The organism is Edwardsiella piscicida, from assembly GCF_021733145.1.
GTDB lineage: Bacteria > Pseudomonadota > Gammaproteobacteria > Enterobacterales > Enterobacteriaceae > Edwardsiella > Edwardsiella piscicida.
Genome location: NZ_CP090968.1, coordinates 1,477,122 through 1,490,499 on the forward strand (window position 1 = coordinate 1,477,122; position 13,378 = coordinate 1,490,499).

Genomic DNA, 13,378 nt, shown 5'->3' on the forward strand with positions numbered 1-13,378 from the left:
GTGATATAAATAGCCCGCGCGATCACGCGGGCTAAGTCGATTACGATTTAATCTTGGAGCTTATCCGCCAAGTTTTTTACCGTTGGCAAATCACCGTTAGCGACGCTGGTAAGGCGAGTGCCGTAGTCCTTATCCGCTTTATAAAAATAGGATAACATAATGTTTTTACTGACAGTGTCAGCGCTAGTCAGGGAGGTTCCCAGGCTATTGATGAGGTCATTTTGCTCTTTTTTACTGTACGAGCGATAAAGCTCTCCCGCCTGTTTGAAATTTTGCTCGCGCTGGATTTTACTTTGCTGCGTGGTGCCTGACAGGGGCGTCTGGCTATAACGGCTGGAGACCAACTCTTCCCGCGGGTAAATACGGCTTGGCTGGTAGTTAACCCCTTTGTCTAGCGTATGCCCACTGTTGAGTTGCCCATCCTGGTTGCCATTATTGACCGCGCTATGAGGCTTGTTTATCGGTAGGCTAAGTCCATTGGCGCCGATACGGTAAAATTGTGTATCGGCATAGGCGAACAGGCGCCCTTGCAGTAGCTTATCTTCCGATGGTTCAATGCCCGGGATGAGGTTTGAGGGCGCCATCGCCACCTGCTCGGTCTCTTGGAAAACGTTATCAGGGTTTTTGTTAAGAACCATTTCGCCAATTTTTCGCTCAGGCACATCTGGCCAGACCTTCGTGGCATCAAGCGGATCGAAATCGAAGTTTTTTAGGTCGGCGGGCTTGAGAACCTGGATGTACAGATCCCATTTTGGATAGTCGCCACGGTTGATTGCCGTCACCAGATCCTGCGTCATATGGCTATAATCTTTACCTTGAATCTGTTCAACCTGCTGTGGATCCAGATTCTTGATCCCTTGGCGCGTTTTCCAGTGAAACTTCACATAGTGGACTTCGCCTTTGTCATTAATCAGCTTATAGGCATGTACGCTGTTACCGTCCATATTGCGATAGGATAGCGGCGTACCCTCGTTAGAGTAGAGCAAGGTCAAGGTCCGCGTTGACTCAGGCAGGTGTGAGAAAAAATCAAAGCGTCGCGCATCATTATCAAGATTTGTCCGGGGATCGGGCTTAAACGCATGCACCATATCCGGGAACTTGATTGCATCACGAATAAAGAAGGTGGGGAAGTTATTGCCTACCAAGTCCCAGTTACCCTCGGCAGTATAAAATTTTGTCGCAAAGCCACGCGGATCGCGCAGGGTTTCCGGCGAGTGGGTTCCATGCACCACGCTTGAGAAACGGACAAAAACAGGCGTTGTACTACCGGGGGTAAAGACTTTTGCAACGGTTAAATCTGAAATATCCGCCGTTGGCATAAATACACCGTGAGCGCCTGTACCTCGAGCATGCACTACGCGTTCTGGAACACGCTCACGATCAAAGCGCTGTAATTTTTGTAATAGCTGTACATCCTGTAGCAATACTGGACCATTAGGGCCGGCAGTTTGTGAGTTTTGATTATCCCCGACGGGGGCTCCATTATCCCGGGTTAAGGTGTCAGCCAATACGGAAGGGCTGATGGCTAAGGAGGTTAAGAAAAACAACACATTCTTTTTTGCGATTAATCCATTGATTCCATTGACTATATGCATAGCACTCTCCTCGGTTGTTGTGGCATGTTGCGATGGTTTATTGAGTTATGTTTTTTCTAAGAATTGCAAAAAATCAATATTGACTATTGGGTAAATAACCATTCCTGCCATTCATATTGTATGTTTTTTTGATGGAAAGAATACGCGTATCGACATCCTAATGTTTTATTTTATTATGCTGAATGCTAATGGGTGGAGATATTTTATTATAATAATATGCTATGACTTATAACCTTCCGCGCGGTTACTATTTGAACATTTTTATCATTGTAGGTGGCCGACTGCCATATTTGTTAACTAATTATATCTATTGATTTGATAGGGGGCGGCGAATATAGCATGGTTTACATGCATACCGGGAATTATCCGAAAAGCGATAGCATGTGGGTAATTGCAGAATAGTCTACGAGTAAAACTCATCTCATTATAAAAGCATGCTGTGTACCTTATCTGGATTCGTTGAGGTTGCGCCATTGTGGCATTTTGCCTGGGCAAGTACGGCGCCACGAATAGGGTGGCTTTAGGCGTCGCGTAAGACAACCGGGGGGCTAGCGCTTGCGTGATAATGCCATTGAAGGCGAGATGCGCTTCTCTCTACTGGCATGGGCGATGTCAATAGCGAGACATACGTACTGATGCCGGGCAGCAATGATGGCGCGCGAGGAAGAAAGCGTCGCGCCGCTAACGCGAGTGCAAGCAAACGCTGGGGCGGGGCGGCGGCGATCGCGCTATTTTACGTTAGGCGGCCACCCGCGCGATGGTGACTCACGGGCCCGCGACGCGTGCAGGCTATAGGCTGGTAAGTGTATGTACCCCGCCTGGATATATATTCCCGACCATCACGCCGCGGTTCCCGGTGGCGGACTTACCACATCAAGTCATCAGGCACTTTAAAGTCGGCGTACGGATCGTCCTCGTCCTGCGCTTCCTGGCTTAGCGTGCTGTTTAAGACGATGCTGTCTGCGTCTCGCTGTGCAATTTTATCGGCAACGCTTGCCGGAATGACGGCGTATTCACATTTGCCGCTGCTATCGACGACTAAACGGGCAATGGCGAGCCGGCCGCTGATCAGCTGGGTCTGCGTCAGCTTATCCACAGCGATTTTTTTGATCACGTTATTATCGGTGAAGTTAAAGTCTATATCGCCTCTTTTAAGCGTGATTCTATTCATCTCAATAAGCTGCTTAACCTGAGCCTTGACCTCTTTGGCGATAGTCGCCTGCTTCTGCTGTTCGCTCAGCTGCTTATCACGCTCAAGTTGCGCCTGCTTCTTTTCTTCCACGGCCTCTCTGGCCTCACGCGCCTGAACCCGTGATTTTTTGGCCGTTCTCTGGACCTTGGCCATCTTTTTGCTGGTCACGAGTCCTGCTTTGAGCATCTGCTCTTGTAAAGTAAGTTTTGTCATCGTCGTATCTAAGTCAGCCAAGTTATCGGTGAGATTATACCTGCAATCTTGAAGGCTGTACCCCGTCTCAGGGTAAAATCACGGTATAGCCACCGGTATTGAATGGTATCATGGTGCTTTGACGGCCTGGCAATAACGCCCGGACGGCCTTTTTTATCCGCTGAGACTATCACTGTGACATCGTTTGCTGAACTTAATGCCCTTCCTGAAGAACAACTCAACAACCTTAATGAGCTGGGCTACCAGACCATGACGCCGGTGCAGGCGGCGACGCTGCCGGCTATTCTGGCGGGAAAGGATGTCCGCGCGCAGGCGAAGACCGGCAGCGGTAAAACGGCGGCGTTTGGCCTTGGCCTGCTGCAGCATATTGATGCCAATCGGTTTATTACCCAGTCGCTGGTGCTGTGCCCGACCCGTGAGCTGGCCGACCAGGTGGCGACCGCGCTGCGCAAGCTGGCGCGCTACATGCCGAACATCAAAGTGCTGACGCTGTGCGGTGGCGTCCCCTTCGGCGCGCAGCGCGATTCGCTGATCCACGCGCCGCACGTCATCGTGGCCACGCCGGGCAGACTGCTCGATCACCTGAAAAAAGAGACCGTCAGCCTAGAGGCGCTGCAGACGCTTATCTTGGATGAGGCGGATCGGATGCTGGACATGGGCTTTGCCGATGCGTTGGACGAGGTGATCTCCTGGGCACCGGAAAAGCGTCAGACGCTGCTGTTTTCCGCGACCTGGCCTGCGGAGATCGCCGCCATTAGCCGCCGAATTCAGCGCGATCCGCTGACGATTGAAATCGATACCCACGGCGAACTGCCCGCGGTGGAGCAGCGTTTTTACGAAGTCTCCCGCGGCGGCAAGGTCGGCCTGCTGCAGACGCTGTTAAGCCAGTATCAGCCGGCCTCTTGCGTGGTGTTCTGCAATACTAAGAAAGATTGTCAGGCGGTTTATGATGCGCTGGAGGGCAGCGAGCAGAGCGTGCTGGCGCTGCACGGCGATATGGAGCAGCGCGATCGCGATCAGACGCTGGTGCGTTTCGCCAACGGCAGCAGCCGGGTGCTGGTGGCGACGGATGTGGCGGCCCGAGGGCTGGATATTAAGGCCCTGGAGATGGTGATCAACTATGAACTCTCCTGGGATCCGGAGGTTCACGTGCACCGCATTGGCCGCACCGCCCGCGCCGGCGAAAGCGGGCTGGCTATCAGCCTCTGCGCGCCGGAGGAGGCTCAGCGTGCCAACGCGCTGGAGGAGATGCTCGGCGCTAGACTCCAGTGGCAGCCGCTGCCGAGCGGCGTGCGCATCGTTGCCTTAGAGGCCGCGATGGCAACCCTGTGCATCGATGGCGGTAAAAAAACCAAAATGCGCCCGGGCGATATCCTGGGGGCGCTAACCGGTGAACTGGGGCTGGACGGCGCGGATATCGGTAAGATCGACATCCACCCGACCCACGCCTACGTCGCGGTACGCCGAGCGGTAGCTCGCCAGGCCTGGAAGCAGCTGCAGCAGGGTAAGATCAAAGGGAAGGCGGTAAAGGTACGACTGCTGAAGTGATGCGCCTTGATTGCCGCCGGAGCGGGGGACCCTCCCCCTCCGGCGCGTGTTTTAAGGGGCGCGAGCCGCCGCGCCGATCGCGATATTAAAAAAATCCACGCCAATGCGTGGATTTTTTTAGGTGTTACGGTCAGCGAAGAGGGCGGAAAAACCCGATGCGGTAGCGGATTTTGATTTTAGTTGGACGTTAAATTGGCCGTTGGCGCGGTTATATTGATTTTAGTATTTTTCACATACAATATAATATATTCCTATGGATATACTATCACCTTACTTTTTGACAGGGAATGCGCGGTGATTTCGTATATTAAACAATATCCGTGCGTTTTTTATTAGACTCCAGCGTGACGGATTCACTACGCTTTGTTTACGTAAAAATGCTTAAGGCCCACATGGCAATACGGCGTTGACGATCAGCGCTTTAAATAACGCATATTCACGGCGGGGAACCTTCATCAAGGTCGCGCTGTGATGAGGTGCAGACCATTTCAATCCCATAATGCCCCTCTCTGGCATTGGCTTTGTGGATTAGCCGAAAAGGCCTGTCCGCCGGGGTGTCTCGTTACGGCTCTATTTCACCCCTATCGACTCGATAAAACGGCCGGTTACATGTCGACCCCTCTGAACAAGGGCCAAGCGATGGCTTGCGTCGGCTCTTCCGACCGATCATCGCGTTTCATGGGCTGAGTCACTGTAAGGGGCTCGGCCTGCCCACGCTCGTCACGCAAAATGCTGCCGTGAACCCTCTGGTGCTTTCCCGCTGATATTCCTCAATATATTTTCATATGTGGTATTTAATATATTGATTTTATTTTGATTTGATCATGAGGCTAAATTTGAGCGACTGCTCATTTTTGATGTTGAGCAACCGCTCAATCGTGTGTATAGTGCCCACATCACTCGCGCGAGCCCGGTTAGACACGCTGCCGGAGTCCCGGCGCGGCAAAAACGGTGCGCTGGACGAGGGACAACATAACAATAAGGAAATTCTACGGTGACGAATCCTATTGAGATAGCCGAAGTCTCGCGGATCGATGACGATGCCTATGCCCAACTGACTACGTTGATTATTAAAACTTGGGAGTATGACGCTTGGCTGGAGGAGGATCAGGTCTCGCCAATGGCCGAGTATTTTTTAAATGACATCATTCTCTCGTCACAAAAAATTTATGTGGCGCGTTGCGCGCAGCAGATCATCGGTATTATTACCATTGCGCAATCGCCTGACTTTCTCTATGAGAGTCAATTTAGCTATAAGCAATTGACGGCGATGTCGGCGTTGATTTCTCGCGAGGGAAAAAGTGGGGTGTTTGCGCAATATATTGATACGCTACGCATCAATCAGCGGTTATTGCAGCGTACGCATCGTCACTATCATGCGTCATTGAATTTCTTCGCCATCGATGCCCCGTTTCGTGGTTTAGGACTCGGCAGTCGTTTGTACCGTCAAGGTCTTGCCTATCTACAGACGCAAGGTATCGATACCTTTTTTGTCTTTACGGATAGTGCGTCGAACTCTCTATTTTACGAGAAGAAGGGACTGCTCAAGATCGCGAGTGAGACTTTCTATTGGCAGGATGGCGTTGAGGAGTATTACCTGTATGAGGGACATATCGCGACGACCATTAGCTGAATCATGAACAACGGCCTCTGAGGGAACAAGATGATAAAAGAACCATATGATTTGGGCTAATCCCGCTACCGACAGTTTAATCGCCCAGATCGCCGCGCGAGTCAACGCGCGGGCGAATGTCCGTGGCATTGGTGTGCTGGCGACGGATTTATATTGTTTGGGGTGCGATCCCTGATGGGATGTCGCGGATGAGCCCGATTGGCATCATCTGGACAAGGCCTATTCGCCCCAGGCGCCGCGGGATGATGGGGACGATTTCGCGCAACTGCAGATGACCCCTTTTGCGGGGGAGGGGGACATCGAATGGTAAATATCTTATTAATGACGCGGCACGTAGCGTTGATACGGGCTATTTCGCCGTGAAGCTGAATAAATTCAGTAGGATATTTCCTTTTTCAGCGCTAGCGAGCGTGTTGCGGGGGCGTGTGACCCTGACCAATACCGCACCGGGCGAACGTAAGACGTATCCTCCCGGGGATCGCTGGATTATTCGTAAGGGGACGCCGATCGTCTGGGAGACGCACTCTGCCGAGTTTGTTAAATACTATGTCAAGGTCGAATAAACCAAGCGCTGATCTGCGCTCTGCTTAGGGATGGAATGATTTTTTATGTTCTCGTTAACAAAGATAACGGTGTTATTCGTTATCATCTTGGTCTACTTGCCCGTGTCGCTGGATGCGACTATTTTGCATGTTGCGGTGCCGACGCTAAACCGCAGCCTAAATTTAACCAGTAATCAGCTGCTGTGGGTGATCGATATTTATGCCTTATTGATGGCGGGATTATTGTTACCGATGGGCAGCCTCGGTGATCGCATCGGTTATAAGAAGCTGATGCTGGCCGGCGTGCTGATCTTCGGCCTGGCGTCGTTGGCGGCGGCGCTCTCCCAGAGCGCGCAGATGCTGATCGCCTCCCGCGCGCTGCTGGCGCTGGGGGCCTCGATGATCTTACCGGCGACGCTCGCTTGCCTGCGCGATGTCTTTACCGACAACGCCGAGCGCAATATGGCGATCGGCGTGTGGGCCTTTGTCGGCGGCGGCGGCGCGGCGCTGGGTCCACTGGTCGGCGGCTATATCCTGAATTATTATGACTGGACGCTGGTGTTTTTGATCAATATTCCCATCGTGCTGCTCTCCATTCCCCTGATCGTTTGCCTGTTACGGCGCCAAGAGATAAATAGCCGGCAAAGCATCAATCTATTGCAGGCGCTGGTGTTCATTAGCGCGATCATCGCCATCGTCTTCGGTCTCAAGAATGTCTTTGCGGGCCTGGGCTATATCAGCCTGGCGGTATTGGCCAGCGGCCTGCTGGTGATGTATGGTTTCATTCGCTTCTCCCTGCGGAAGGCGCATCCGCTGATCGACTTTGCCCTGTTTGGCAACCCGATGGTGTCGACCAGTACCGTGGTGGTGGTGTTTTCGATGGTGGCGGTGGTAGGGTTTGAGCTGCTGATGGCGCAAGAGCTGCAGTTTACCCATGGCTATTCGCCGTTGCAGGCGGGCCTCTTCATGTTCCCCTTTATGCTGTCGTTCGGTCTCTCCTCCTTCCCGGTGGTGATGCTGCTAAACCGGCTCGGCTTTAAACTCACGGCGTGTCTCGGGTTAGTCGTGGGAGGGACGGCTCTGCTGAGCCTGGCGCTGATCGATGTGACGGCGGCCTATGCTAAGTCGACGCTGTTGATGGTCCTGCTGGGCGTTGGCCTGGAGATGGCGTTCCTGTCGGCTACCTCGACCATCCTGGCGGCGGCGCCGAAGGATAAGGCGGCGGCGGTGGGAGCGATCGAAGGGATGGCCTATGAGCTGGGCACCGGTCTCGGCGTGACCCTGTTCGGGATCCTGCTGTCGCTGTTTTATGTGGGGAATCTGCGCGAGCGCCTGGGCGACATGGCCCCCGCCGAGTTCGGCACCTCGCTGGGAGAGACCATCCAGGTGGCCGCACACCTTAGCCCCGCCGATCGGGAGGCGGTGCTCAGCATCGCCGGCCAGGCGTTTCTGTCGGCGCATAGCGCGGTGCTGATCATCGCCTGCCTGATCCTGTTTCTGTTGGCCGCGCTGTCGTGGCGCCTGATCCCGAGCCGATCGTGAGAGGGGAAAGTTAGCCACCGCTCAGGCGGGCGATGATGCGGGGATGCTGCAGGTAATCCATACACCAGCTACATACCTTACCCATGCCATCCCCTTATCACCGCCTGAACGCCGCCAGACAGGGTTAGCGGCGCACCGCCTCTTCCGCGCCCGCGCGGCGTCGCAGGGGAAAGGCGGGCAGCACCGCCTGCTGGAGTGCCTGCCCGGCGGCGGAGGTGAGCGTCAGGCGTTCGCCGACGGTCTGCGTCTCGACGATCTGCCCTTGATCCATCACGAGTACCCGTTGGCAGAAGCGTTCGACCAGGCGCAGATCATGGGTGATGAACAGGTAACCGGTGTCCCGCTGCTGCTGGAGCCGTTTGAGGAGCGCGAGGATCTCGGCCTGTAGCACCAGGTCGAGGCTAGAGACGGCTTCGTCGAGGATCAGCAGTTTGGGGTTGACCACCAGCGCCCGCGCCAGGCAGACGCGCTGTAGCTGGCCGCCGCTCAGCTGCGGGGGGCGCTGATCGAGCACGCCTTCGTCCAACTCGACCGCCCGTAGCATCTCGCCCGCCCGCACCCGCTGCTCCGCCGGGGAGAGCGACAGCAGGTGGCGCATCGGCTCGCGCAGGATCGCCCGTACCGTCTGGCGCGGATCGACCGCGCCGATCGCATCCTGGAACACCAGCTGGATGTCGCGGCGGAACGCCTTTTTCGCCCGGCGATCGAGCTGCGACAAGGGGGTATCATGCCAGCAGACGATCCCTTGCGTGGGCTGTTCCAGCCCGACTAACAGGCGCGCCAGCGTGCTCTTGCCGCAGCCGCTGCGCCCCAGCAGGGCGACACTCTCGCCCCTGTGCAGCTGTAACGAGATCGCCTGGAGCACCTGCTGCGCTTGGTGTCCCAGTGCCGCATGGCGGTAGCGGTGGGAGAGGGTCTGCGTACTGAGTAGGCTCATCCGGCGATCTCCAGTCCATACAGGGCCAAATGCGCGGCGACTAACGCCTGCGTCACGGCGTGGCGTGGCGCGTGGAACACCGGTTCGACCTCACCCTGTTCCACCACCCGTCCGTCGGCCATCACCGCCACATCGTCCGCCAGGCGGGCGACGACGCCCATATCATGGGTGACCAGCAGCATGCCGGGCGCGCGTTGGCGCACGATCGTCGCCAGCAGATCCAGGATGCGCGCCTGCGCCACCGCGTCGAGATCGGTGGTCGGCTCGTCGGCGATGAGAAACGGCGCGTCGCTCAGCAGCGCCATGGCGATCATCATCCGTTGCAGCATGCCGCCGCTCATCTCGAAGGGATAGCTCTGTAATACCCGCAGGGGGTCATCCAATCCGACCGCCGTCAGGGCGCGCATCAGCGTGTCGTCGTCCGCCGGTTTCGCCAACGCCAGACAGGTTTCTCGGGCATGGCTGGTCATGGTGTGCAGGGGATTAAAGGCGCTGCGCGGATTCTGCATAACGGTGGCGACATGGCGACCGCGCAGCGCGGCGGGGGCGATGGGCATGCCATCCAGCCGGATCTGCCCGGCCAGTTGGCGCACACCGGCGGGTAAGACGCCCAGCGCGGCGGCGCAGGTCAGGGACTTGCCGCTGCCGCTGCCGCCAACCAACGCCAGCACCCGGCCGCGTCGTAGGGTCAGCGAGACCCCGTGCACCAGCGGACGCGTCGCCTGGAGGGAGATCTGGTGTAAATCGAGTCGTTGTGGCATCAGTGTGCGTGCTCCGTTACCAGGTGAGGATCGAGATGGTCACGCAGTGCGTCGCCCACCAGATTAAAGGCCATCACGCTGAGGAACAGCGCCAGGCCGGGCCAAAACATTTGCAGCGGCTGGGTCCAGATGTACTGGCGGGCGTCGTTGATCATCACCCCCCATTCGGCGGTCGGCGCCGCCACGCCGAGGCCGAGGAAGGACATGCCGGCGACGTGCAGCATCATGTGGCCGATATCCAGCGTCGCCAAGACCAGTAGCGAGGGGATCACCGCCCCCGACAGGTGGTCGATGAATATCCGCAGATAGCCGGCGCCGGAGAGGCGGGCGGCGAGGATGTACTCGCGCTGGCGCAGGGTGATGACCAGACTGCGCACCATCCGCGCATACCAGGCCCAGTGCGACAGGGCGATGGCGATGATCACGTTGGTCAGACCGGTGCCCAGCACCCCGACCATGAAGAAGGAGAGGATCGAGGTCGGAAAGGTCATGAACATGTCGGCGAGGCGCATGCTCGCCTGATCGATGCGCCCGCCGAGTAGCCCGGCGCTGCCGCCGATGATCAGACCCAGCGCCAGTACCAGCAGCAGGCAAGCCAGTACCGATCCCAGCGAGACGCGCGTCGCGGCCAGCAGGCGCGAGAGGATGTCACGCCCCAGGTGGTCGGTACCGAGCCAGTGTTGGCCATCCGGCGCACGCAGGCGCGCGGCGAGATCGATGGCGTAGGGATCGTGCGGCAGCCAGTAGTGGCTGCTGAGGGCGATCAGCGTCAACAGGATAATGAGCAGCAGGGCCAGACGTACCGACCCGCGGGCGGAGCGGTAAAAATTCATGCGTGCGCCCCCTCATGATGGCGAATGCGCGGATCGAGCGCGGCGTTAAGGAGATCGACCGCCAGGTTACAGAGCACAAAGACCACCACCATGATCAGGGTGAAGCACTGGATCACCGGATAGTCGCGGTTGAAGATGGCCGACACGGCATAGCGGCCGACGCCGGGCCAGGCAAAGATGTTTTCGATGATCATCGTGCCGCCGATCAGCTCGCCGATGTGCATCCCGACGGCGGTGACGATGGGCAGCGCGGCGTTGCGCAGGATGTGACGCCGCTCGGTCTGGCGGCGGTCCAGCCCGCGTAGCCGCGCCCAGGTGACGTGGCGCTGGCCGGCGGCCTCCAGCATGCTGGCGCGCAGCAGGCGGGCATTGATCGCCAGCGACATAAAGGCGATCGAGGCGGCGGGCAGGATCAGATGACGCCAGCCACCGTAGCCCATCGCCGGCAGCCATTGCAGGTAGACCGCGAAGAGCATCACCAGCAGAAAGGCCAGCCAGAAATTCGGCATCGAGACACCGAGAAAGGCGATCAGCCGGACGATGAAGTCTGGCAAGCGGTCGCGGTGGCGCGCCGCCCAGATCCCCAGCGGAATCGAGATGAGCAGGATCAGCACCAGGGCCGCCCCCGCCAGCAACAGCGTGGCGGGCAGGAAGCCCAGCACGTCATCCAGCACCGGGCGCTGGGTGGCGTAGGAGAGGCCGAAATCCAGGTGTAGCGCTCGCCATAGCCAGTGGGCGTACTGCATCCATAGCGGCTGATCCAGCCCGAGCATGGCGCGGGTGGAGGCGACCATCTCGGGGGTCGGCGGCAGGTTGGAGAGGCGCAGGTAGTCGAGCGCCGGATCGCCGGTTCCCAGGCGCAGCATCAGGAAGATGAGCAGCGAGGCGGCGAAGATCATCGGGATTAGCAGCAGCAGACGCCGCGTAGCGTAACGCCACATCAGGGAGCCTCCGGGGCGATCTGTTCGAAGGGGATCTCCGAGGCGATGGCCGCATACGGAATGGGGCCGAGCGCCGGCTTCGCGACCACCATCGTCGAGACGTAGCTGATGGGCAGATAGACCGCCTGGCGATGCAGCCGTGTCAGGATGTCCTGGTACAGGGCCCGGCGCCGCTGCTCATCACCGGTGGTGAGGACGTCGCCGATCAGCCGATCGATCTGCGCCTTATCGGGCAGGCCGCGTTGCGCCTGGAAGTCGGCGTGCGACGGGACGCGCATCGAGCTCATGAAGGCGTGCGGGTCGTAGGGGGCTCCCCAGGTGCGGTTGAAAATCATGCCGAAGCGGCCGTCACGCTGGCGGGCGAAGATACTGCTCTCCTCCTCCGCGACGAGCGTGATGTCAACGCCGATCTGGCGCATATCCCCTTGGATGATCTCGGCCATCGACTTGCTCAGGGCGTCGGTGCCGACGAAGGCGAGTTCAATGCGCAACGGCTTGCCCTGTTTTTCGCGGATCGTTTTGCCTGCGGGGAGAGTCCAGCCCGCCTGCTCTAACCGCGCGCGGGCCTGCTGAGGATCATAGTGCCGTGGCGCCAGCCCAATGTCGGCATAGGGAACGCTGGGGGCGAACAGGGTATCGGCCACCTGTTGGGTACCGTACAGGGCGTGTGCGATCAGCGCGGGCTTATTGACCGCGTGGTTCAGCGCCTCACGCACCGCCAGCTCATCGGTTGGCGCCTGGGCGGAGTTGAGCGCCAGCACGACCGTCTCGACGGGGGCGGAGAGCTGCGTGCGGTAGCCGGGGGTCTGGCTGAAGCGGGCGAAGGTGTCGAGGGGCAGCAGTCCCTCATTCCCATACAGCAGATCGATCTCGCCGGTCTCGAAGGCCACGGCGCGGGTGGTGGCATCGGGGATCACCTTGACGGTGATCTGACGCAGGGCCGGTTTGCGGCCCCAGTAGCGTTCGTTGCGCACCAATACATCGTATTGATTGAGCTTGCTGCTTTTCAGTATCCAGGGACCGGTGCCGATCGGTTGCTGGATGCCGAGATGGCTGCCCTGTGCCTTGAACTGCGACGGGGCGATGAAACGGAAGGGGCGCGGCAGCGCCAGCTCCTGCAGGAAGGGGTAGTAGGCGCTTTTGAGGGTGATCTGCAGCGTCTGCGGGGCGATTGCCTGGACGTCGACGATCTGATTGGCCAGCTCCAGCCAGGCGTGGCGCTGGCGGTTCGCCAGCACCGCGTGGAAGTTGGCGGCGGCGGCCTCGGCATCGAACGGCTCGCCGTTGGAGAAGGTCACCCCCTGGCGCAGGATAAAGGTCCAGACCTTGCCATCGGCGGAGTGGTGCCAACGCTCGGCCAACCAGGGGCTCACTGAGCCATCCGCCTGATACTTGACCAGCGGTTCATACACCATGCTCTGGGCGAACATCTGGTTAGGGGCATACAGGTGTGGGTTCAGCGGTCCGACATTGGTCGGCCAGGCGGTGGTGATTTGTTCCACGGCGGCGTGGGCGAATAGGGTGGCGCAGCTGAGCAGCGCGCAGAGGGTGCGGCGTAGTCGGGACAAAACGGTGGCCTCAGATTAGGGAGGAGAATGAGTATGATGATTTTATAAATTCTGCATACTCTTAATGTGTGAT

General features: G+C 57.9%; 11 protein-coding genes. 4 read left to right on the top strand and 7 right to left on the bottom strand.

The features are described from left to right. Nucleotides 1–47 precede the first annotated feature (47 nt). Together L1P05_RS06685 and L1P05_RS06690 are read right to left on the bottom strand one after the other, a co-directional pair. Nucleotides 48–1,595, bottom strand: a complete 1,548-nt coding sequence (locus L1P05_RS06685; RefSeq protein WP_012848224.1) for a catalase — start codon at nt 1,593–1,595, stop codon at nt 48–50. A gap of 865 nt (nt 1,596–2,460) precedes the next feature. Next, nucleotides 2,461–3,000, bottom strand: coding sequence for a DUF2058 domain-containing protein (locus L1P05_RS06690; protein ID WP_015461319.1), 540 nt, complete (start codon nt 2,998–3,000; stop codon nt 2,461–2,463). Between the two features lie 174 nt (nt 3,001–3,174). Between L1P05_RS06690 and dbpA the strand changes: the two genes are divergently transcribed. The 4 genes from dbpA (at nt 3,175) to L1P05_RS06710 (ending at nt 8,265) form a co-directional block, all read left to right on the top strand. Beyond that, nucleotides 3,175–4,548, top strand: a complete 1,374-nt coding sequence (gene dbpA, locus L1P05_RS06695; protein WP_012848226.1) for an ATP-dependent RNA helicase DbpA — start codon at nt 3,175–3,177, stop codon at nt 4,546–4,548. Nucleotides 4,549–5,542: 994 nt separating this feature from the next. Continuing rightward, complete coding sequence (locus L1P05_RS06700; RefSeq protein WP_012848228.1) at nt 5,543–6,181, top strand: GNAT family N-acetyltransferase; 639 nt, start codon at nt 5,543–5,545, stop codon at nt 6,179–6,181. A gap of 359 nt (nt 6,182–6,540) precedes the next feature. Beyond that, nucleotides 6,541–6,744, top strand: a complete 204-nt coding sequence (locus tag L1P05_RS06705) for a cupin domain-containing protein (RefSeq protein WP_231295888.1) — start codon at nt 6,541–6,543, stop codon at nt 6,742–6,744. A 45-nt stretch (nt 6,745–6,789) separates the two neighbouring features. After that, nucleotides 6,790–8,265, top strand: a complete 1,476-nt coding sequence (locus tag L1P05_RS06710; protein ID WP_012848230.1) for an MFS transporter — start codon at nt 6,790–6,792, stop codon at nt 8,263–8,265. A gap of 124 nt (nt 8,266–8,389) precedes the next feature. Here L1P05_RS06710 and nikE read toward each other — a convergent pair whose 3' ends face one another. The 5 genes from nikE to nikA are packed head-to-tail and all read right to left on the bottom strand — an operon-like array spanning nt 8,390 to nt 13,305. Further along, nucleotides 8,390–9,202, bottom strand: coding sequence for a nickel import ATP-binding protein NikE (gene nikE, locus L1P05_RS06715; protein WP_012848231.1), 813 nt, complete (start codon nt 9,200–9,202; stop codon nt 8,390–8,392). After that, nucleotides 9,199–9,963 (bottom strand): nickel import ATP-binding protein NikD, encoded by a 765-nt coding sequence (nikD, locus tag L1P05_RS06720; RefSeq protein WP_012848232.1) that lies wholly within the window; start codon nt 9,961–9,963, stop codon nt 9,199–9,201. Before nikD ends, nikE begins: the two co-directional genes overlap by 4 nt. Then, nucleotides 9,963–10,796, bottom strand: coding sequence for a nickel ABC transporter permease subunit NikC (gene nikC / locus L1P05_RS06725; protein WP_012848233.1), 834 nt, complete (start codon nt 10,794–10,796; stop codon nt 9,963–9,965). The genes nikD and nikC overlap by 1 nt, the downstream gene beginning before the upstream one ends. After that, entirely contained in the window at nt 10,793–11,737 is a 945-nt protein-coding gene (nikB, locus tag L1P05_RS06730; RefSeq protein ID WP_012848234.1) for a nickel ABC transporter permease subunit NikB, read from the bottom strand. The genes nikC and nikB overlap by 4 nt, the downstream gene beginning before the upstream one ends. Continuing rightward, nucleotides 11,737–13,305, bottom strand: a complete 1,569-nt coding sequence (gene nikA, locus L1P05_RS06735) for a nickel ABC transporter substrate-binding protein (RefSeq protein WP_012848235.1) — start codon at nt 13,303–13,305, stop codon at nt 11,737–11,739. The genes nikB and nikA overlap by 1 nt, the downstream gene beginning before the upstream one ends. Between the last annotated feature and the right edge of the window lie 73 nt (nt 13,306–13,378).

What these genes read in the sequence shown, in the direction of transcription:
- L1P05_RS06710 (WP_012848230.1), top strand. Translation starts at nt 6,790, where the DNA reads ATGTTCTCGTTAACAAAGATAACGGTGTTATTCGTTATCATCTTGGTC.
- L1P05_RS06685 (WP_012848224.1), bottom strand. Translation starts at nt 1,595, where the DNA reads ATGCATATAGTCAATGGAATCAATGGATTAATCGCAAAAAAGAATGTG.
- nikD (WP_012848232.1), bottom strand. Translation starts at nt 9,963, where the DNA reads ATGCCACAACGACTCGATTTACACCAGATCTCCCTCCAGGCGACGCGT.
- nikC (WP_012848233.1), bottom strand. Translation starts at nt 10,796, where the DNA reads ATGAATTTTTACCGCTCCGCCCGCGGGTCGGTACGTCTGGCCCTGCTG.
- nikB (WP_012848234.1), bottom strand. Translation starts at nt 11,737, where the DNA reads ATGTGGCGTTACGCTACGCGGCGTCTGCTGCTGCTAATCCCGATGATC.
- L1P05_RS06690 (WP_015461319.1), bottom strand. Translation starts at nt 3,000, where the DNA reads ATGACAAAACTTACTTTACAAGAGCAGATGCTCAAAGCAGGACTCGTG.
- nikE (WP_012848231.1), bottom strand. Translation starts at nt 9,202, where the DNA reads ATGAGCCTACTCAGTACGCAGACCCTCTCCCACCGCTACCGCCATGCG.